The organism is Acinetobacter genomosp. 33YU, from assembly GCF_001990725.1.
GTDB classification, from domain to species: Bacteria; Pseudomonadota; Gammaproteobacteria; order Pseudomonadales; family Moraxellaceae; genus Acinetobacter; species Acinetobacter seifertii.
The window spans coordinates 501,347-521,840 of the sequence record NZ_LFZQ01000011.1 but is presented as its reverse complement, the minus strand read 5'-3'; the positions used below and the strand labels follow the sequence as shown (position 1 = coordinate 521,840).

The 20,494-nt window shown below is 38.0% G+C and carries 18 protein-coding genes and 1 riboswitch; of the genes, 12 read left to right on the top strand and 6 right to left on the bottom strand.

Annotated elements, in window-relative coordinates; all coding sequences use genetic code 11:
• Positions 1 to 192 precede the first annotated feature (192 nt).
• Positions 193 to 288, top strand: a riboswitch (guanidine-I (ykkC/yxkD leader).
• Positions 289 to 316: 28 nt separating this feature from the next.
• Genes AC056_RS16020 through uca form a run of 3 tightly spaced genes read left to right on the top strand, consistent with a single transcriptional unit; the run spans position 317 to position 5,334 of the window.
• Positions 317 to 1,057 carry an urea amidolyase associated protein UAAP1 gene (locus AC056_RS16020; RefSeq protein ID WP_077164193.1) on the top strand — a complete coding sequence of 247 codons (741 nt, stop codon included), beginning with the start codon at positions 317 to 319 and terminating at the stop codon, positions 1,055 to 1,057.
• Positions 1,058 to 1,072: 15 nt separating this feature from the next.
• On the top strand, positions 1,073 to 1,726 hold the full coding sequence (locus tag AC056_RS16015; protein ID WP_039255520.1) for an urea amidolyase associated protein UAAP2: 654 nt from the start codon (positions 1,073 to 1,075) through the stop codon (positions 1,724 to 1,726).
• A gap of 2 nt (positions 1,727 to 1,728) precedes the next feature.
• A complete protein-coding gene (gene uca, locus AC056_RS16010) occupies positions 1,729 to 5,334 on the top strand; it encodes an urea carboxylase (RefSeq protein WP_077164192.1) in 3,606 nt (1,201 codons plus the stop codon).
• A gap of 40 nt (positions 5,335 to 5,374) precedes the next feature.
• Here uca and AC056_RS16005 read toward each other — a convergent pair whose 3' ends face one another.
• Positions 5,375 to 5,911 carry an NAD(P)H-dependent oxidoreductase gene (locus tag AC056_RS16005; RefSeq protein ID WP_077164191.1) on the bottom strand — a complete coding sequence of 179 codons (537 nt, stop codon included), beginning with the start codon at positions 5,909 to 5,911 and terminating at the stop codon, positions 5,375 to 5,377.
• Positions 5,912 to 6,003: 92 nt separating this feature from the next.
• Between AC056_RS16005 and AC056_RS16000 the strand changes: the two genes are divergently transcribed.
• Positions 6,004 to 6,354, top strand: coding sequence for a winged helix-turn-helix transcriptional regulator (locus AC056_RS16000; protein WP_077164190.1), 351 nt, complete (start codon positions 6,004 to 6,006; stop codon positions 6,352 to 6,354).
• 73 nt (positions 6,355 to 6,427) lie between these two features.
• On the opposite strand, the gene AC056_RS15995 is transcribed toward AC056_RS16000, so the two are convergent.
• Positions 6,428 to 8,368, bottom strand: a complete 1,941-nt coding sequence (locus tag AC056_RS15995) for an AAA family ATPase (protein WP_077164189.1) — start codon at positions 8,366 to 8,368, stop codon at positions 6,428 to 6,430.
• Positions 8,369 to 8,632: 264 nt separating this feature from the next.
• Between AC056_RS15995 and AC056_RS15990 the strand changes: the two genes are divergently transcribed.
• The 4 genes from AC056_RS15990 to AC056_RS15975 are packed head-to-tail and all read left to right on the top strand — an operon-like array spanning position 8,633 to position 12,040.
• The gene (locus AC056_RS15990) at positions 8,633 to 8,758 is read left to right on the top strand and encodes a hypothetical protein (protein ID WP_001000627.1); all 126 of its coding nucleotides are present in this window, start codon (positions 8,633 to 8,635) and stop codon (positions 8,756 to 8,758) included.
• A 4-nt stretch (positions 8,759 to 8,762) separates the two neighbouring features.
• The gene (locus AC056_RS15985; protein WP_001118705.1) at positions 8,763 to 9,197 is read left to right on the top strand and encodes a CopG family ribbon-helix-helix protein; all 435 of its coding nucleotides are present in this window, start codon (positions 8,763 to 8,765) and stop codon (positions 9,195 to 9,197) included.
• Between the two features lie 12 nt (positions 9,198 to 9,209).
• Entirely contained in the window at positions 9,210 to 11,021 is a 1,812-nt protein-coding gene (gene atzF / locus AC056_RS15980) for an allophanate hydrolase (protein WP_077164188.1), read from the top strand.
• The gene (locus AC056_RS15975) at positions 11,018 to 12,040 is read left to right on the top strand and encodes an ABC transporter substrate-binding protein (protein WP_077164187.1); all 1,023 of its coding nucleotides are present in this window, start codon (positions 11,018 to 11,020) and stop codon (positions 12,038 to 12,040) included. The genes atzF and AC056_RS15975 overlap by 4 nt, the downstream gene beginning before the upstream one ends.
• Positions 12,041 to 12,091: 51 nt before the next feature.
• Here the strand turns inward: AC056_RS15975 and AC056_RS15970 are convergent, their stop codons facing one another.
• From AC056_RS15970 to AC056_RS15955, 4 genes are all read right to left on the bottom strand, one after another.
• Complete coding sequence (locus AC056_RS15970) at positions 12,092 to 12,973, bottom strand: ABC transporter ATP-binding protein (RefSeq protein WP_077164186.1); 882 nt, start codon at positions 12,971 to 12,973, stop codon at positions 12,092 to 12,094.
• Positions 12,973 to 13,917, bottom strand: a complete 945-nt coding sequence (locus tag AC056_RS15965; RefSeq protein ID WP_072618256.1) for an ABC transporter permease — start codon at positions 13,915 to 13,917, stop codon at positions 12,973 to 12,975. Before AC056_RS15965 ends, AC056_RS15970 begins: the two co-directional genes overlap by 1 nt.
• 95 nt (positions 13,918 to 14,012) lie before the next feature.
• Positions 14,013 to 14,414, bottom strand: a complete 402-nt coding sequence (locus AC056_RS15960) for a hypothetical protein (RefSeq protein ID WP_077164185.1) — start codon at positions 14,412 to 14,414, stop codon at positions 14,013 to 14,015.
• Positions 14,407 to 15,747, bottom strand: coding sequence for an MFS transporter (locus AC056_RS15955; protein WP_077164184.1), 1,341 nt, complete (start codon positions 15,745 to 15,747; stop codon positions 14,407 to 14,409). The genes AC056_RS15960 and AC056_RS15955 overlap by 8 nt, the downstream gene beginning before the upstream one ends.
• Before the next feature lie 98 nt (positions 15,748 to 15,845).
• On the opposite strand from AC056_RS15955, the gene AC056_RS15950 reads away from it, so the two are divergent.
• From AC056_RS15950 to tssC, 4 genes are all read left to right on the top strand, one after another.
• The gene (locus AC056_RS15950) at positions 15,846 to 16,742 is read left to right on the top strand and encodes a LysR family transcriptional regulator (protein WP_077164183.1); all 897 of its coding nucleotides are present in this window, start codon (positions 15,846 to 15,848) and stop codon (positions 16,740 to 16,742) included.
• A 1,059-nt stretch (positions 16,743 to 17,801) separates the two neighbouring features.
• Entirely contained in the window at positions 17,802 to 18,491 is a 690-nt protein-coding gene (locus AC056_RS15945; protein WP_077164182.1) for a hypothetical protein, read from the top strand.
• A 16-nt stretch (positions 18,492 to 18,507) separates the two neighbouring features.
• Complete coding sequence (gene tssB, locus AC056_RS15940; protein ID WP_004702470.1) at positions 18,508 to 19,011, top strand: type VI secretion system contractile sheath small subunit; 504 nt, start codon at positions 18,508 to 18,510, stop codon at positions 19,009 to 19,011.
• Complete coding sequence (tssC, locus tag AC056_RS15935; protein ID WP_004702469.1) at positions 19,004 to 20,485, top strand: type VI secretion system contractile sheath large subunit; 1,482 nt, start codon at positions 19,004 to 19,006, stop codon at positions 20,483 to 20,485. Before tssB ends, tssC begins: the two co-directional genes overlap by 8 nt.
• The last annotated feature ends 9 nt before the right edge of the window (positions 20,486 to 20,494 follow it).

The following is a 20,494-nucleotide window of genomic DNA, read 5'->3' as shown; positions in this document are numbered from 1 at the left end:
ATTGTCAGAATTTGAATATTAGCACGCTTTTTAATAGTGTGGAATTTTTGTTCAGTTACTTTTAAATGCACAATTTTGAGTGCAGATTTTTATCTTGTGTTTTAAATCGCACTCAAATTGCCCAAAATTAGTATTACTTTTAACCAAAACCGTAATACTAAGCTGGCATGTCCTTTGCATACTCTTAAGCAATCAAAAGTGATCTAGGGTTCCGATACTTTACGTATGACTGGACCGAGAGTTCACGGTTCCTAGCGAACTACACGGAGGGATAAAAGCCCGGGAGGAAGTCTAAAACTATCCGACAGGAGTAGCTATGAACACTGCAAGTTATCATAACAATCAGGCGATTTGGACCGAACTTTTACCCGGAGGACATCACTGGTCGGGTCGTATTCAAAAAGGAACTATTCTTAGATTTACATCGCTTGGCGCTCAGGCAAATGTTTCTTTGTTTTGTGTAAATGCTGCCGATGTGCTTGAACGTTTTAACATGCCCGACAGTTTAAAAGGGCAACATACCGCCTATTTAAAAGCTTCCAATGTGCTGTACTCAGACCTTGGCCGTGTCATGGCTTCCATTGTTCATGATGATCATGGTTGGAACGATGCACTTTGTGGCCCAAGCCGACCTGAACAAATTGAAAAGCAATTTGGCAATCGCACATTTCAAGATGCCCGCAATGATATGTACCAAAATGGCTTAGACAGCTTACTCATTGAAATGTGTAAATACGGACTTGCCAGCCAAGACCTGAGTGCCACGGTTAACCTATTTTCAAAAGTTGCACCAGATGAAAACGGCGCTTTGTCTTATGTCAGTTCTGATAATACCAATCAAAGCATTGAACTGCGTTTTGAAATGGACTGCCTGCTATTTTTATCTGCTGCGCCGCACGGTTTAGACACCAGCCAAAGCTATCAACCAGCCGATATTCAACTCAGTTTATTTAAAGCCAATTCTTTAACAGACAGCGATATTTGTCGTGATGCATGTTCGCAAAATCAGCGTGCGTTTCAAAACACAGCCCGCTACTACGCGCTTAGCAATATTTAAATCAGGAGAAGCATCATGACAGTTTTACAATCATTTGAAAAAGCAGTTTTAAATGAAGTTTGTCCTGCGGGTGAAGCGTGGATGTGCGAGGTTAAAAAAGGCCAATATTTTCGAATTATTGACCTTGAGGGAAATCAAGCGGTCGATACTTTGTTTATGAGTGCCGAAAACCCGACTGAGCGTTATAGTGCAATGGATACTTTGGCTATCAACCAACAAATCTATTTAGAAAAGGGCACCAAGCTCTATAGTAACTTTGGCCGACCAATTGCCGTTATTCATGATGATAACTGCGGTCGCCATGACACTATTGGCGGTGCCTGTTCATGTGAAAGTAATACGGTTCGCTATGCACATGAAACCTACCCAATGCATAGTTGCCGTAACAACTTTATGTATGCCTTGGCAAAACACCCGATTGCAAAAAAGCATGGATTAAATGTCCGTCATATCGGCCCAAACATTAACTTCTTTATGAATGTGCCAGTAACACCAGATGGTCAGCTTAAATTTGATGACGGAATTTCAGCGCCGGGTAAATATGTCGAAGTTCGGGCGGAAATGGATTTAATTGTTTTAATTTCAAATTGCCCCCAGCTGAATAACCCATGTAATGCCTATAACCCAACCAAAATTCAACTGGTTGTCCGTGAAGCGGAAGGGGTATAAGCATGTTTAAAAAAGTTCTAATTGCTAATCGCGGTGCTATCGCATGTCGCGTCATTCGCACCCTTAAAAAACTCGGGATCGCTTCGGTTGCAGTTTATTCTGAGGCCGACCGTGATTCATTACACGTGACTTTAGCCGATGAAGCTTTCCTAATTGGCCCTGCGCCTGCGCACCAAAGTTATTTAAATATTGAAAAGATTCTTGAAGTAGCAAAACAGTCGGGAGCAGAAGCCATTCATCCCGGTTATGGTTTTTTGTCTGAAAATGCCGAGTTTTGTGATTTGTGCGAAAGCCAAGGTATTGCGTTTATTGGGCCTACTTCAAGCCAAATGCTCGACTTTGGTTTAAAACATACCGCACGTGAACTCGCTATTAAAAGCAATGTGCCTTTACTTCCGGGTAGCTCATTACTTGCCGATGAAGCTGAGGCGTTATTTGAAGCAGCCCGTATTGGTTATCCAGTCATGCTGAAAAGTACCGCGGGCGGTGGTGGTATTGGCATGCGTCTGGTTTGGAACGAAATCGAGTTAAAAGATGCTTACCAAACAGTATCTTATTTGGCGCAGGTCAATTTTAAAGATGCGGGTTTGTATTTAGAGAAATTTGTACAACACGCGCGTCACATCGAAGTGCAGATTTTTGGTGATGGGAAAGGGCAAGTTTTAGCCTTGGGTGAGCGTGATTGTTCGGTGCAACGCCGTAATCAGAAAGTCATTGAAGAAACACCCGCTCCCCATTTAAATGAACAGCAACGTGACTACCTGCAAAAAGTTGCGATTCAACTGATGCAGTCGGTGAACTATCGCTCGGCAGGCACAGTTGAGTTTGTCATGGACACCGAAACCCAAGAATTTTATTTCTTAGAGGTCAATACGCGTTTGCAAGTCGAGCACGGCGTGACCGAGCAAGTATTTGGTGTCGACTTAGTCGAGTGGATGGTTACACTGGCAAGTGGTGACTGGTCAGCACGGACTGAAAAGTTAGAGCCAACAGGACATTCCATTCAGGTTCGTCTTTATGCCGAGGACCCGATTAAACAGTTCCAGCCGAGTGCAGGTCTACTCACACATGTTAAATTTGACCCGCAAGCCCGAGTCGAAACATGGGTTGAAACAGGTTCAACGGTGTCGTCTTTTTATGACCCAATGATTGCTAAAATCATTGTGACCTCTGCAACACGGGACCAAGCCATACAGGCAATGAGTGCTAGTCTTGCCAACACACAAGTGGCAGGCATCGAAACCAATCTGGAATATTTACAAAACATTATTGCTTGCGATGTGTTTGCTTTAGGTACCCAAACCACTCGTTTTTTAAATACGTTTGAATGGAAAACTCAAAAAATTGAGGTGTTGCAGGCTGGTATTCAAACTGCCATTCAAGACGTAACAGGTCGGTTAGGTTATTGGGATGTTGGGGTGCCGCCATCAGGTGCCATCGATCCACTCAGTTTAACTGTGGCAAACCAGCTTTTAGCCAATCAACCAAATACCGCAGGGCTTGAATGTACCTTGCAAGGGCCAACTTTAAAGTTTCACTGCGATAGCCAAATTGTGATTACGGGCGGTGATATGCCATCAAAACTTGAAGGTGAACTTGTACCGATGTGGCAAACCATCAATGTGAAAAAAGGCCAAGTTTTAAAATGTGGGATTATCCGTTCAGGTTGCCGTAGCTATATTGGCGTTAAAGGTGGTTTTGATGTTCCTGACTACTTAGGGTCACAGGCAACTTTCACTTTAGGGCAGTTTGGTGGGCACGCAGGCCGTAATTTATTAATTGGCGATATGCTGCCAATTACTGAATATTCAGCTCAATCGACCACTGCTTTGGCTCAAGCGCAAATTCCTAGCTTTACCCAAAACTGGGAAATTGCCGTGATGTATGGGCCACATGGCGCACCAGATTTTTTCACCAAACAAGATATTGATACGTTCTTTGCCAATGAGTTTGAAATTCACTATAACTCAAGCCGTACAGGCATTCGTTTAATTGGGCCAAAACCTGAGTGGGCACGTGAAGACGGTGGTGAGGCAGGCTTACATCCATCCAATATTCATGATAACGCTTATGCAATTGGGGCAATTGATTTTACGGGCGATATGCCAATTATTTTGGGTCCGGATGGTCCAAGCTTAGGTGGTTTTGTTTGCCCAGCTGTGGTGATTCATTCCGAGCTTTGGAAAATCGGGCAGCTAAAAGCAGGCGATAAGGTCAAATTTGTACCCGTGAGTTATGTGCAAGCAAAAGCGCTCGACCAAAAATATTATCAAAGTTTAACCACGGCTGATACGACTCAGATCGATTTTAATCCAATCATTCAAGCAGAACCCGACACTTTAAAAGATGCCGTTTTAGCCACTTTATACGGTGAAGATGATTTACCAAGCGTGACCTATCGACCAGCAGGAAATAGCTATTTGTTGGTGGAATATGGCGAGTTAGTACTCGACCTAAATTTACGCTTCCGTATTCATGCGCTTATGCAATGGGTCAAAGATCAAAACATTCAGGGCATTATCGACTTAACACCGGGCATTCGTTCACTACAAATTCATTTTGATTCAATCCAGCTCGATCAACTGGAGCTTCTACAGAAACTTCAACAAGCAGAAGCCGAATTACCCGATATTCAAAATATGCAGGTGCCTTCACGGACGGTCTATTTGCCTTTGGCTTGGGAAGATTCACAAACTCAACTTGCCACCGAACGCTATACACAAATTGTTCGTCCAGATGCGCCGTGGTGCCCAGATAACGTCGAGTTTATTCGCCGTATTAATGGCTTAGCTTCTAAGCAAGCAGTTAAAGATGTGGTCTATAGTGCGAACTATTTAGTGATGGGTTTAGGTGATGTGTATTTAGGTGCACCCGTTGCGACACCACTCGACCCACGTCAACGTTTAGTGACCACAAAATATAACCCTGCGCGAACTTGGACACCTGAAAATGCGGTCGGCATTGGCGGTGCTTATATGTGTGTATACGGCATGGAAGGGCCGGGTGGCTACCAGTTTGTTGGTCGTACCACTCAAATGTGGAGTCGTTACCGTAAAAATGCCGACTTCGAAGAAGGCAAACCGTGGTTATTACGCTTTTTTGACCAAGTCAAGTTTTATGAAGTTTCTGAGACTGAACTTCTGCAAATGCGTGAAGACTTCAAGGCGGGTCGTTTAAAACTTCGTATTGAAGATGGCGTACTCAACTTAAAAGAATACAACGCGTTTTTAAAAACGCATCAAGACAGTATTCAAGCTTTTAAAGACACGCAACAAGCTAACTTTGAGGCTGAGCGCCGCCGTTGGCATGAAGCAGGCTTGCAAGAATATATCTCTGAAAGTTTAGATGCTGTTGATGAAGGCGAAACCGTAGTTATTCCTGAAGGGGGCTGTGCAGTCGAATCACACATGCCAGGCTCAATCTGGAAAATCGAATGTGCATCGGGAGATATAGTTGAAGAAGGTGCAACCCTTGCGGTGATTGAGGCAATGAAAATTGAAATTCCAATTATTGCGCCCGAACGCATGAAGGTTGAAACTATTACTATTGAAAAAGGGCAAACCGTAAAAACAGGACAAGTGCTATTTACCTTGGCACCTGTGGCCTAAATTAAAAAGAGAGCATCAATATCGATGCTCTCTTTAAATCTTATGCTTCAGATAAATGCTTTAATACTTTATGACCATGTTCAACCGCTTTTAACTTAATTTCAGACTCTGAATGACCTGATAACGGAGAAACTTCGTAAAGCAAGAATGTGCTGCTTAATTGCATTTGCGTATATTGAATTGAATATTGAACCGCTTTTAAAAAGCTATCGATTAAGTTTTCTCGGTCGTTCACCATATCGGCTTCTTTTTGCCCGACTGTCATACTAATAATGACTTTTTTATCTTTTAATTTGTCGCCTTGAGAGCCATAAGCAAACTGATAAGTAAAAACTTCATCAAACCATAACTTCAAAATTGCCGGCATATTAAACCAGAACATTGGATATTGCAGAATGATGATGTCATGGCGTAGCAACGCTTCTTGTTCAGCACTCACGTCAATTTTATAGTCCGGATAAAGCTGAAAAATATCTCGCACTTCAAGGTCTGGATAGGTTTTTGTAAGTTCATTCACTATCGTTTTATTTGCAATGGATTGAGCGTAGTAGGGATGGGCCAAAATAAGTAAAGCCATAATAATGCCTTGTAGCTATAAAAATCATAGTCACTATAATTTTTATAGTATGGGTGTACAATAACTATCAAAGTTGATAGGTGGCGTTAAAAATGGCAAATACTGAAAATAAATGTGAAATCACCATGAATGGAAAAACTTATCCATGTCATATCAGTATGGCTATGGATTTTGTGGGTGGAAAATGGAAAGGCGTTATTTTGTATTACTTAAAAGATGGGCCAAAACGTTTTAATGAAATCAATCAATTAATGCCCACCATCACAGAAATGACCTTAAGCCTTCAACTTAAACAATTAGAGCAAAGTGGCTTAATATCTCGAACTGTTTATGGTGAAAAAGCACCGATTAAAGTGGTCTATGAAATGACTGAATTAGGCCAGTCTTTTAAACCTGTTCTAGAGTCTTTATCGCTATGGGCACATACGATGATTGGTCGGTAATAATAAAGATTCACTTTGTTTTAGAAGAGACTCTTTTAAAATAAATTTAGTTTTAAAAGAGCTCTTATTTAATTTACGAAGTTTTAGAAGCATTGCTGGTACTAATATGAATAAAAATTTTATCACAAAGCTCTCTTGCCGATTGAGTTAGTTCCCAGTCCATATGATCCATAAGTGTTAAAATTAAACGGCAAAATTTTAATTTTTCTTTAATTGTTCCTGATTTATCAGCGAAGCATCTCTTGGGTTTGTCATCTGAAGTTTGAAGTTCATCTACTTTGATTTGGTTATCTATTATTTGTCCAATACCATGTTCTTGATGAAAATAACTTACATCTTTTGATAAACGACTAATATCAAAACCTTCTTTACTTGAATTTTGCATACCATCAATAGACAGATAATCACTAAGTATAGTTTTTAAATTTTCATCTGTAGCTAAAGCTTCTTTTAAACCGGAAAATTTAATATGACATGCTAAATTTACTAGACTTGATGGAATTGTATTTTCTGTCTCTTTACATTCTAATAATAAAAACTTATCACCTAAACTTTGGTTTAATTGTTCTACACGGTTGCTTTTATTTTTTATATCACCATCTGCAATTAATAAAACACTGCTTGTAGTAAGTAAGGCATTCATACCTCGGTCATCTAAGTGCTCTGTAAATTCATCACTAAAATCCCAATGAACTAAATTACTTCCAGCGTACTCGACAAAGGTATAGTGATAATTGGGCATAAAACGACGATACTGTTTATATAATTCTGTCTTTTCTGTTTTTAATTCACTTAAGAATTTCTCCATATATTTTGTGATATAAAGCCGATCAGTTATGCCTTCAACCCAAATTGTACAGTTGGCTAAATAGACTGATGAGGGTTTTACGCCTAATGAAGCAAGTAAGTCTCGATCTCTATCACAACGGTAAATTTTAAATTCAAATTTTTTTGGATCTTCAGGTTTAGGCTGTTTAACAAATTTTTGGATAATAACTTGGTCCGATTCATCTGCCATATCTAAAAGATGATTCGAGTGTGTAGTAAAAAAATAATAATGTTTAGTTTCATTTAAATAAAAATTCATGAGCTGGCGAACCATGCCAGCATGCATATGTAACTCAGGTTCCTCTATAAAAAAGGAATAGATTTCATCTTTTTTGGTGAAAGCTTCATAAGTCAAAATAATAGCTTGTTGTAAACCGTCGCCTAACTGTGAAATAGGGAATTGCTTATCCCTTCCAATTTTAATATTAACAACATCTTGATCATGTTTAGGAATGAGAGAGACTGGTTCATTATCAAAGAAATATTGACTTAATTTCTCCTCATAAATTTTAATCAAGTCACGTTGTTCTGGTTCACCTAGTAGGTGGACTTTGAGTTCATAATAAAGGCATTCTCCAGTAATAATATTTTCTTCATTAACATCTTGTAAATCTTTAAAATAATCTTTTTTTGCTCGCTCAGTATATGGTTGCTTATTTTCTATTTCTGTAACAGGGCGCATTCCTCTAAGCGTAGGAAGATAGAATTTTTTAGTACCTAGATTTAAATTTACACTATCTTTATATTGTGTTTGGTATTCATTTTTTAAATTACTAGTATGGTTATTCGGACCAAATTTATGTAAAAGGCCCATCCTTTCTAAGTAATCAAGGCAGTATTTAAAGTAGTCACCAGAGTTATCAGCTAAAGAGTTTAAGTTTTTTTGAAAGCTATTCATTTGAGCAATGAAGTCATTATAAATTTCTTTCCCATGTAGATATTTATATTCATTTTTTTCTTGAAGTTCTTGTGAAACAGATAAAAGTTGTCTAAATAGTTTCATTTGATAACGGTGGAACGATGTTTTACTAATAAAAAAACTTCTTAGAAATCTACTTTTTCCAGCATTATTTTTACCAATAAAAAAATTTAATCTTTTTATTTCAATAATTTTATTATAATTATCTTCATTGTCAGAAGTATAATTATCAACGTTTTCAGGCCAATAATATAATTTGTTATTCATATTTCAAAACGGATAAAGGTTTCATTGTTAAATTAATGATATTACAAAATAATTTTAATTTAAAACTTATTTAATCAATCGTACTATATTTTTATTTCACTTTTGTATGCCCTGATTTAGCACAAATTTAAAGAATTTGCCCAAAAAACACTCATAAATTCCTACCAAGCCCATCAAAACGACGCTTAAAAACTGGCACATTTTCTGCATCTCTTATCGGTAATACAAAAACTGAATTTGGTAATACTAAGCTAGAGGTGTGATATGAACGATGTAAAACCCGTGGTTCAACCAAAGCAATCCTTAAAAGCCTTTTTAGTCGAATTGCTTAGCGTACGTGCAGGCGTATATATCAAACAAAACAATCAGCCGCCTAAAACAAAAGGATAAGACTGTGGCAAAACAAAAGTTGGCTCGAATCAGTATTACCGTACCTGAAACGACCCTCAACGCACTCGACCAAAAAATTGTCGAGCAGAACTATGAAAGTCGCTCGCAAGCGATTGTCGACATGATTAATAAACACTTGATTGCAGAGCAGGCGCAGGCCAATGAAGTCATGGTGGGCACATTAACGCTACTTTATGACGCGAGCCAAATGACCTTGCGTAATCAATTGGTCGATTTACAACAACAGTTTTTAGCGCAGGTGATTAGTTCACTTCATATTCAACTTGACCAACAAAAGATATTGCAAGTCATGTTGATGCAGGGCGCGAGTTCTGAGCTCAGACAAATTAGCCAGCAATTTATTGTGCTGAAAGGGGTGATTAAAGGGCATTTAGAACTAATGGATGCCGTGATGCCGCCTATACAGCAAAATGACTAAATGAGGAGTAGCGTGTTGAAAAATTTATGGACCATCCAAGACTGGAAAACAGCATATCAAAACGGACAAATCCATCTTGAAGATCTGATTAGTTACGTTGCAGAAATTAAAAATGATGATCATGCGTGGATTGAAATTGCATCGAACGAGCAGATTCAATTGCAAATTGATATTTTACAAGACCAGAATGTTGCTGACCTACCTCTATATGGTGTGCCATTTGCAGTTAAAGACAATATTGATGTTGCTGGTTTTCACACTACCGCTGCCTGTAAAGAGGTTCAATATTTAGCGAACCAAGATGCTGCCGTAGTTGCCAAGCTGAAAAAAGCAGGGGCAATTGTGGTCGGTAAAACCAACCTAGATCAGTTTGCGACTGGGCTGGTTGGCGTTCGCTCTCCCTATGGTGCAGTAAAAAATAGCTTTAACCCTAAATATATTAGTGGTGGTTCAAGCTCAGGTTCTTCTGTAGTAGTGGCTAACGGTATTGTGCCTTTTAGTTTGGGGACAGACACGGCGGGATCAGGCCGTGTACCTGCGGGCCATAACAATATTGTGGGCCTTAAACCGACAAAAGGCTGGTTTTCTACTACAGGTTTAATTCCTGCATGTCGCACCATTGATGTCATTTCTATTTTTGCGCTGCATATTGATGATGCTTGGACAGTTGCCAATTTAATGCAGGGCTACGATGAAACAGATGAATATTCACGAGCACATCCAGCCAATGTACCGACTCAATTTTCTAAACGAAAAATAGCTATTCCAGCTCAGCTTGAGTTTTATGGTGATCTTGAATCTGAAAAAGCCTTTTTAGTTGCAGTCGAACGCGTAAAAAAACTGGGCTATGACGTTGAGAGTATTGATTTCAGCGCGTTTAATGAGCTTGCTGCTGCACTGTATAACGATGCTTGGGTGGCAGAAAGAACAGTCGCCGTTGAACGCATGACAACACGTGAAAAGGCTCATCCAGTTATTGCTCAAATTATTGCGCAAGCAGATAAATTCAAGGCAACAGATGCACTTCAAGCAGAATATAACCGCGCCGTGCTTTCTCGAAAAATTAATTTGGCTTTACAACCTTTTGATGCATTGATGGTCCCGACAGCGCCAACCATTTATACCATTGCAGAAGTTGAAGTCGATCCTTTAACTAAAAATGCGAACATGGGTGCCTATACTAACTTTGTCAATTTTGCAGATCTTTCTGCTTTGGCTTTACCTAATGTACTCCGTGAAGACGGCCTTCCAAGCGGAGTAACCTTTATTGCACCAGCTTGGTACGATCAGGCACTCGCTAATTTTGCGCAGCTTTGGCAAGCCGAAACATCACTGAATTTAGGTAAATCAACTCAACATTATCAAAAAAGTATAAACATCCAGTCGAATCATTCAGTGCAGCTAGCTGTTGTGGGAGCACACTTAACAGGTATGCCGCTTAATTTTCAGCTGACTAGTCGTAAGGCCACTTTGCTTAAGAAAACCCAGACAGCAGACACTTATAAACTTTTTGCCTTAAAAAATACCACGCCACCAAAACCGGGGCTGCAATACGATGCAGCAGGGAAATCAATTGAAGTTGAAGTGTGGGATGTTCCCTTAGCAAATTTTGGAGCCATTGTGGCTGAAGTACCCGCACCACTTGGCATTGGGAACCTGAAATTAAAAGATGGCACATGGGTCAAAGGTTTTATTTGCGAAGCTTATGCCATTCAAGATGCAACCGATATTAGCCATTTTGGAGGCTGGCGAGCCTATATACAGTCACTCAATCAAACCGCTCAAAGTGTTGTTAGTAAAAATGTTGGGGAAGTTTCTATATGATTAAAAAAGCGTTTTTATCCGTATCTATTTTATCGGCAGTTGTATTGGGTGGTTGTGACAATACCGCTAAAGTGCCTGAGGCTAAACAAGACGCTCAGGCATCTACAAATACAAAACCAATTACCATTGGATATAGTGATTGGCCGGGCTGGGTGGCTTGGCAAGTGGCTATTGAAAAAGGCTGGTTAAAAGAAGCAGGGTTAAATGTAGAGTTTAAATGGTTTGATTATTCGGCTTCGCTTTCAGCCTTTTCCGCAAATCAGCTCGATGCTGTGTTGGTTACCAATGGCGATAACTTGGTAACCGCTTCTGGCGGTACGCAAGGCATGATGATCATGGCAACAGATTATTCTGCGGGCAATGATGTCATTATTGCAAAAGAGGGTATTAATACCATTCAAGACCTAAAAGGAAAATCGATCGGCGTCGAAAAAGGCTTGGTTGATCATCTTTTATTAGCAACTGCTTTAACCGACCATAACATTAAAGCGAATGAGGTAAAGCTGGTAAATTCAGCGACGAATCAATTACCTCAAGTATTTAATAGCCCCGATATTTCTGCGATTGCTGTTTGGCAACCTGTTGCAGGTCAGGCATTAAAAGCAGTGGCAGGCTCTAAAATTATTTATACTTCTAAAGACAAGCCGGGTTTAATTTATGACACCTTGACCGTCAACATGAGCCATTTAACTGCTCATCAAGAAGAATGGAAAAAAGTCATTCAGGTGTGGGACAAAACAGTTAAATATATTAATGATCCTGCAACCCATGCCGATGCAGTTAAAATTATGGCAAACCGTTCAGGGGTCGACCCAAAACAATATGAGCTGATGGTCAGCGGTACGCATTTATTAGATATCAATGCCAATAAAAAAGTATTTGCTAAATCTCAAGGCTTTGACTCAATTTATGGCTCGACCTATCACGTCAATAAATTTAACGTTGAAAACGGTATTTATAAAACCGAACAAAATGTAGATGGGCTGATTTATCCAACACTCATAGAGCAGCTCAAATAAGCCTAGTAAATAAAAAAGCCCAAGTTGAACTTGGGCTTTTTAATGTGTTTCTTATTTTTCTGTACTGACCTGAGTCATACGTGGAATTTTTGGTAAATCTTGTAAAGCTGGGTCAAGCTCATCTTCTTCGGCGTGAACTAAATAATCTACCCGTGAGCGGAGTTGTTTAAACTCAGGTGTAGTCATTAAGTCGAGTGAGCGTGGACGCGGTAAATTAACTTCAATAATTTCCTTAATTTCACCGGGGTTGGCTTTGAGTGCCACAATTCGGTCTGCCAGTAAAATGGCTTCATCCATGTCATGGGTCACAAAAATAATGGTGATATCAATGTTTTGCCATAAATCCATTAAGTGCTTTTGCATTTTTTGACGAGTGTGCGGGTCGAGTGCACCAAAAGGTTCATCCATGAGTAAAATTTTAGGTTGATTAACTAAAGCTCTTGCAATTGCAACGCGCTGTTTCATACCACCAGAAAGTTGGTGTGGATACTGATTTTCATACTTTTCCAAACCAATAATATTAATCCATTCACGTGCTTGCGCCTCTGCTGTCATTTGACTAGCGCCGCGCATTTGCGGACCAAACATCACGTTTTCTTTTACAGTTTTCCACGGGAAAAGGGTATAGCCCTGAAACACCATACCGCGTTCAGGACATGGACCCGTAATGCATTCTCCGTCTACTAAAACTTCTCCACTATGGTATGGGTCTAAACCTGCAATAACACGACTTAGAGTCGATTTGCCGCAGCCAGAAGGGCCAATCACACAAATAAATTCTCTTTTATGAATTTTTAAATCGAGCTTATTTAAAACAGTGCGTTCGCTTTGACCATGCTTAAACACTTGGCTCAGTTGTTTAGCTTCTAAAATCACAGGACGTTCATAAATTTTTTGAAAGTATTCATGCGCGTTAAATGTTGAATCGTTCATTATTTTGCTCCTACTTTCCAAGTGAACATCCGCTCACCTAATTTCATTAATAGCCAATCACAGACCAGACCAATCACCCCAATAATCAAAATAGCTGCATAGACATTGTCAAAGTTTTGATAGCGTGCCTGTTGGGTAATAAACCACGTAATACCTGAAGTCGTACCAATCAACTCGGAAACAATTAAATAGGTCCAAGCCCAGCCCAGTAACACACGTAAGTCACGGTAAATATCAGGTAAGGCAGCAGGAATCACCACATGAAATAAACTTTTGAGCTTATTGGTGCCAAGCGTATAGCCAGCTTCAATTAAGCTTCGATCTACCATTCGGGTGGTATTGGCAATAATCAGAATTTGTTGAAATAGCGTACCAATCACAATAATCGCAATTTTAGGTGCGTCATTAATCCCTAAAATTGCTACTGCAAGTGCGCCAAAGGCGGGAGCGGGTAAGTAACGGAAAAACTCGACAAACGGTTCAGTCAATAGGGATATACGCTTAGAAAAACCGCACAAAATACCCAGTGGAATCCCAATCAGGGAAGAAATAAAAAACGCTGAAAATACCAGTTTAATGCTGTGCCATAAACTTTGGTGAAACCACGGCGAATCAGGTTGTTCAGGTGGTGTGGTAAAGGCAGTGACCAAAGCCTTAGCGACCTCATGGGGAGCGGGTAAATAAATCGGATTGACCAAAATACCTTGTGGTGGTGCAGAATTTCGATTGACTGCATTTTGTGCTTCGAGATAGAACACATTTTTATCAACGCGACTTCCTACTTGTAAGTAAGGAACACTTCCCGAACTCGTGATTTGTACTTGAGGATGCCAAACAAAAGGTAAGTAACTGATTGCGCACCAAAGACATATTGGAATAACGAAAGAACAAATACTGAGAATCAGCTTGTTCTTTCGCGTAAATTCCTTTGCAACATAACCCATATCGAGAGCTCCCCATTTTGATCAGTATTACGATTTTCATAAAACGTAATATTGTTAAGCAAAATAGGTGCCATCTTTAAGGTGCTCCAGATGAGTTAAGAAGATGAGGGAACTAAAGTTTCATGTAAATAAACCCAATAACACTTTTCGTCTTCTACTTTAATGCAAGCTGTAGAGGTACGTAATGTTTCGGTTTCATCAGTTTGCTGATGTTCCTGATATTGCACCCAACAATAATTTTCAAATTCGTATAAAGCTGTACTCTTAATAATGTCGATTTTTAAAGATGGTTTGTTCCCGATATTCTGGCTAAATAAACTATGCACTTCGGCGAAACCAATGCTGTGACCTTGAACGGTAACCATCTTAAAATTTTGATCAAAGCTATCTAAAAGTGGGTTTAGACTTTGCTCTGCATTTTTTCCTGCAAATACATTTTCTATTAAAATATGTAGGTCAATGACACTTTGAATGGCCTGATCCATTTGATTAGACATGGGTTTTCTCCTTTAAAACGGGAATGAGTGAAAGTAAGCAGAACAAAGCTGCAATTAAAAAAGTATGTTGATAGCGCAGCAGATCGCTTGAGCCAGACATCAAGTTATATATCGAAATGAGAACGACAGTACCGACACTAAATGAAACCTGTCGATTAATATTCCAGAGCACGCTGCCTTGTAATAAATCTTGGCCTGAAAAATCAATCAATGAGCTAATTTGGGCAATATTGGCACTTAAGCCCCCTCCCATACCCATCAATAAATAAGCAATTACTAAAAAGCTCAAAGGGGTAGTGTTTGAAATACAAAACAAAAGAAATATGCCAAGGCTATGTAGGGTTATTCCAATAATTAGAAGAGACTTTTTTCCTAACCGTTGATAGAGCAGGCCACCACTAATCATGGCTGCAAGTGCCCCAGTTGCATAGAGCAACATGAATAAACCAGTTTGTTTTGCATTAAAGCCAAAGTTAAGTTGTAAATTAAAAATATTGAGTAAATTTACGCCTGTAAAAATACCTGGAACGGCATAATAGACAATAAATGCATGACGTAAATTTTTATTTTTTAATAACTGAAGATTAAGAACAGGACGGGAAATTTTCTTCGCATGTCGAATATAAAAAATAAGCATTCCGATCGAAAGTAGAAAACTCGTTAGAGTGAATGAGGCGTTATGGTAATTACTATAGAATGAAAAGGAGAGTAACAAACATAACAGGCTCATATTAAAAAAACCTAAGCCTTTTATGTCTGGTTTTTCACTCGACATATTCTCTGTTTTTTTAACCCATAACCATGCCAGAGCTGCCGCCAGTAAAGAAAAAGGAAGGTTAGATAAGAATACCCATCTCCAATTCAATGAATCAATAATTATGCCGCCAATCGCAGGTGAAAAAGCTGGTGCAATCAGAGCAATTGCCATAATTAATGTAGAAATGCGTTGGCGTTCTTGGTTCGGGAAGAATGCATACACGAGAGCTTGCCCGACTGGAATTAATAAACCTCCAGCTACACCTTGAATAAATCGCCAAAAAATTAAGCTATAAATCGATTCACTAAAGCCAATAAAGCAAATGCTTATCGAGAATAACAGCATTGAATAACATAATAATTTTTGGTTCCCCAGTTTGGTGGCTAACCATAAACTCATGGGCATAATTAAAATGAGGCCGAGAATATACGCATTTGTTACCCAAGCGACCATGGATTGGCTAACTGAAAATGATGATGCAATATTAGGCAATGCAATTGCAGACATAAAAATGTTGATGCAATCAATAAAGAACCCAAGTAAAAACACTGTTGCTATTTTATATCGATATGACATACCTACCTCCGTGCAGGCAGGGTAAGATCCAGCTCTTTTATTGTCGATGCAAGCGAAGTAAAATCATTGTTTGATAATTTTAAACAATTGGCTTAATTGTGCAAAAAAACCTCAAGCAAATTACCAGCTTTTTACAAGTCGTTGATTCCGGTTCTTTTACTAAGGCTGCTGAAATTTTAGGCTTAAGCCGATCAATGGTGAGTATTGATATAAAACAATTAGAAAAGCAGCTCAATACAAGCCTATTAATTCGCAACACCCGTAATATTGCATTAACTGAAATTGGCCAGCATTTTTATGAAGATTTTAAACAAATCCAACTTCATATTGATGAAGCATTTGAACGAAGCCAACACTTAGGGACAAGCATTACAGGCACTTTACGGTTTTCGTCTACCAATGAGTTTGGCCAACGTTTTATTCTGCCTTTATTTCCTGAGTTTTGTAGGCTTTACCCAGATTTACGTTTACAGTATTCATTTAATTCATCTCTCGATGATTTAGTCACTGAAAAATTAGATCTGGTTGTTCGCTTAGGAAATTTAAAAAACTCATCTCTAAAAACTCGGAAAATTGGGGAATATCCCATCTATCTTGTAGCTACTCCGCAATTTATACAAAACCATCCTGTAGAAAATATATCCGATTTGGCAGATGTCCCTTGGATTGGGCACACCTTATTAAATTGGCAAGATTCACAATATATTTTGCAAAACAGTTTAGGGGAGCAATATGCATTACCTTTTATTCAAAGTCAGTATGAATCAAATTCGGTAACAGCTATTCATCAAATGGCTCTTTCATCTTTAGGGGTTGCCATTTGTCCAGCGTGGTTAGTCGATGAAGATATTCAACAAAATCGCTTAATTCGGTTATTGCCCGAGTTCTCATTACCACTACAAAATATTCAATTACTTTATCCTCACACCTCTAGTTTGCCTGCCAAAACACGTGCCTTGATAGACTTTTTGGTGGCTCATCTTTCGTTTAAGTAAACTAAAATATGTAAGTTGCTGAAGATAAGTTATTTTAAATAAATAGACAATTCTGTCTTTTTTTTATAAAATGTTTTCCATCGAAATGGAGCAATACTTAAAAGCTATTTCGTGTACCACTAGGTTGTGCTTGTACTGACGTGGTATCCAAAAGTTGTGAGGCATTCGACTAAAAAGATGCTTTAAATAAAGCAGCGCAACGCTGACTTAATAATCAGTAAAAGAGTCTGAATGAAATGAAGGTTGAATAGACTTAAAAGTGTGAGAAGCATTCAAGAGTTTATTTTGAGATTTTTAAAATATATTAATGCTTATTTAAAAATAAATCTCATAATGCGACTATGCTTAAGATTCAGTATCATTTACCAAGCATATTTTGACTAAAAATAAGTTGATTAGGATTGGAAAATCCAGAGTAAATTAAGTTTTTACAAATATAGATTAACTTTATAAATTAAAATTTTAGACTATGTAAAGTGCAAAATTTATCTTTAGTTAGAATAAATTTTTCTATCTCAATTTTGATATCAATAATAAAAAATGCATCAGAAAATTCTTTTATGTGATAGTGGGTTATGGTTTTTTATATTTTATAAAATAAGTAGACAGATTAGTCTTGACAACTTCAATTATTTTATGTAATAAGCGGTGCTTTGTGACTCGATCTGATTTGTTACTAACCAAACAGAATTAACTTTAATGTCATTTAAGATTAAATATTTTTAAGAAAATGTTTCATATACAATATGAAGCCAATAATTTAATAAATTTCAAATAATTTTTATATTGTAAAAAAATAATAAATATCAATTGTTTATTTTTATTTACAAAAATAAACAATATTATTTTTTTGTTAGAAAAACTTTATTAAGCTATATTTTATAAGCATCTTAACTATTTGCTTTTAGTTTAAGTCGATATGATTTTTATATAAAATATGTTTGTTTATATGATAAACTGCGATCAAATTTTTTGAATATAAGGTTTAAACTTGATTTTTTAATATTTATAAAATGTTAATTTTTCAATAAAACCTTGATTAAATAAGAAGATAGAGGAATGAAAGTTGTGTTAAAGCAAAGTGTTTTGATACTTTTTTTAATTGGTAACTATGTTGGTTTATCTTGTGCACAAGCTGCAGAATTAGAGCCTATAAAACTAAAGAAAAGTTGTATTAAGAAAAATCCTATAATCGAGGGTCAAACTGATCCAGAGTTGTTAAGTCTTTTTAAACAAGTATGTGATACAGATAATTCTACTCAAAAGAATGATTTATTAGCTAAAGCAGCTATGCGGTTTTATCAGACCAACCAACCAGTTAAAGCATTAAATTTAGCTAATCAATTGCAGAGCCAAAACGTTCGTGGTTCATTATTAACAGATGTAATGTTTTTATCTGGTGTAAGTGTTGCAAATAACTCTTTGCAACAAATGCGCGGACAGGAAATGCGTTATTTAACAAATGACGTGACATATCCTCCAGCAAAGCAGTTAATTGAAAATATTCATACGGCAATGCCAGCACCTGATCCGTCAAGTTTTAAAAGTAGTTCGGAAGGTAGTTCGGCTGATAATGAAAAAAGAAGTTATAGAAAACAAAATGTAGTGCGTAATCGAGTTTCTAGTTCTCGATCAACAACTAAACATACAGTAACGCCAGTAAAAACACCTGTGGTTAAACCAAAAACTGCGCCTGTTGCGAGTGTTAGTAAATCAAAAAGTTCGCCTTTTGACCCTTTAACTAAATAATCTGGGATAGAACCTTATGGCTAAAAGAGAAAGCGTACAAAAGAAGCTTCAACGAATTCGACCTCCTCGTGTTCAGCTTACTTACGATGTTGAAATCGGTGATGCAAAAGAAGCAAAAGAACTCCCGTTTGTTGTTGGTGTGATGGGTGACTTTTCCGCAGCATCTGAGCTTGAACGTACAAAGTTAAAAGATAAAAAATTTATTAATGTAGATTTAGACAATATCGATGAAGTAATGGAGTCGTTGTCTCCAAGAGCTGCTTTTCAGGTAGATAATACGCTAACTGAAGAGGGTGGGCGAATGGCTGTTGATTTAACATTTAAGTCAATGGAAGATTTTCGTCCAGAAAACGTTGTTCAACAAGTTGATCCATTAAAGAAACTCGTTGAAGCGCGTGAACGTTTAACTGATTTAAGAAACAAAATTTCTAACAGTGAACGTTTAGAAGATTTGCTTGATGAAGTTCTTAAAAATACTGATCAAATTCGTAAATTAAGTGCGGAGGCTGATCATGAATAATACTCAATCAGCAGCGATGCCACTTGTTGAAAATGAAGAAGTTAATCTTTTAGATTCGATTGTTGAGCAAAGTCGTATTGCACGAAATGACGAAGAGCATACGCGTGCTAAAAGTCTAATTGGTGAACTTGCTAAAGAAGTAATGGCTGGAACCATTACTGTTTCTGAAAATATGACTTTATCAATTGATAAGCGTATTGCAGAAATTGATGCACTGATTTCAAGTCAGTTAAGTCAGATTATGCACAATGAACAATTTCAAAAAATTGAGTCAACGTGGCGTGGTCTTTATTACTTTTGCCAAGAAACTCCTTCAAATCCGCTCATTAAAATTCGTATGTTAAATACGACAAAGAAAGAGTTGGTAAAAGATTTTCAGGGCGCTACAGACTTTGATCAAAGCACTTTATTTAAGAAAATTTATGAAGAAGAGTACGGCTCTTTTGGTGGCGCACCATATTCAGCATTAATTGGTGATTTTGAGTTTGATCGCACACCATCTGACATGTATTTGCTTGAACAAATTTCTCATGTTGCTGCAGCAGCGCATGCACCATTTGTTTCGGCTGCTAGCCCAAGTATTTTAGGTCTAGAGTCATTTACAGATATTGATCGTCCTAGAGATGTTTCAAAAATCTTTGAAACGGCTGAATATGTTCAATGGCGTTCATTCCGTGACAGTGAAGATTCACGTTATGTTGCATTGACGTTGCCGCATGTTCTAGGTCGTCTCCCATATCATCCAAAAGAAGGTACTGCGACAGAAGGCTTTAACTTTATTGAGGATGTTTCTGGTGAAAACCACAATGAATATTTGTGGATGAACGCAGCTTATGCTTTTGGTACTCGTTTAACAAATGCATTTGATATGCATGGTTGGTGTGCTGCTATTCGTGGTGTTGAAGGTGGTGGTTTGGTCGAAGGTTTACCAGTCCATACATTTAAAACACAAGATGGTGAAGTCGTATTTAAATGTCCAACTGAAATCGCAATTACAGATCGCCGTGAGAAAGAGCTAAGTGATCTAGGCTTTATTCCGTTAGTACATTGTAAAAATACAGATTACGCAGCTTTCTTTGGTGCGCAATCAACTCAAAAACCTAAAAAATATGACAATGATACTGCCAATGCAAACTCGGCTTTATCAAGTCAAATTCAGTACATCATGGCTGTTTCACGTATTGCACATTACTTAAAAGCAATGATGCGAGATAAAGTGGGTAGTTTTGCTTCTGCTGGCAATGTTGAAGCATTTTTAAATGAGTGGTTGTCACAGTATGTATTACTTGATGACGGTGCTTCTCAAGAAGCAAAAGCTCAATACCCATTACGTGAAGCGTCTGTAAAAGTTGTAGAAGATCCTGCTCAACCAGGTCACTACAAATCTGTGGTTTTCTTGCGACCACATTTCCAGCTGGATGAGTTGTCGGTTTCTTTACGACTTGTCACTGAGTTACCTCAGTCCTCAAATTAATCAAGGTCA

Coding starts and splice junctions, on each gene's coding strand:
- AC056_RS15990 (WP_001000627.1), top strand. CDS start 8,633: ATGAACGATGTAAAACCCGTGGTTCAACCAAAGCAATCCTTAAAAGCC.
- AC056_RS15975 (WP_077164187.1), top strand. CDS start 11,018: ATGATTAAAAAAGCGTTTTTATCCGTATCTATTTTATCGGCAGTTGTA.
- AC056_RS15965 (WP_072618256.1), bottom strand. CDS start 13,917: ATGGGTTATGTTGCAAAGGAATTTACGCGAAAGAACAAGCTGATTCTC.
- AC056_RS15945 (WP_077164182.1), top strand. CDS start 17,802: ATGAAAGTTGTGTTAAAGCAAAGTGTTTTGATACTTTTTTTAATTGGT.
- AC056_RS15955 (WP_077164184.1), bottom strand. CDS start 15,747: ATGTCATATCGATATAAAATAGCAACAGTGTTTTTACTTGGGTTCTTT.
- AC056_RS15995 (WP_077164189.1), bottom strand. CDS start 8,368: ATGAATAACAAATTATATTATTGGCCTGAAAACGTTGATAATTATACT.
- uca (WP_077164192.1), top strand. CDS start 1,729: ATGTTTAAAAAAGTTCTAATTGCTAATCGCGGTGCTATCGCATGTCGC.
- AC056_RS15970 (WP_077164186.1), bottom strand. CDS start 12,973: ATGAACGATTCAACATTTAACGCGCATGAATACTTTCAAAAAATTTAT.
- tssB (WP_004702470.1), top strand. CDS start 18,508: ATGGCTAAAAGAGAAAGCGTACAAAAGAAGCTTCAACGAATTCGACCT.
- AC056_RS16000 (WP_077164190.1), top strand. CDS start 6,004: ATGGCAAATACTGAAAATAAATGTGAAATCACCATGAATGGAAAAACT.
- AC056_RS16015 (WP_039255520.1), top strand. CDS start 1,073: ATGACAGTTTTACAATCATTTGAAAAAGCAGTTTTAAATGAAGTTTGT.
- AC056_RS15960 (WP_077164185.1), bottom strand. CDS start 14,414: ATGTCTAATCAAATGGATCAGGCCATTCAAAGTGTCATTGACCTACAT.
- tssC (WP_004702469.1), top strand. CDS start 19,004: ATGAATAATACTCAATCAGCAGCGATGCCACTTGTTGAAAATGAAGAA.
- AC056_RS16005 (WP_077164191.1), bottom strand. CDS start 5,911: ATGGCTTTACTTATTTTGGCCCATCCCTACTACGCTCAATCCATTGCA.
- AC056_RS16020 (WP_077164193.1), top strand. CDS start 317: ATGAACACTGCAAGTTATCATAACAATCAGGCGATTTGGACCGAACTT.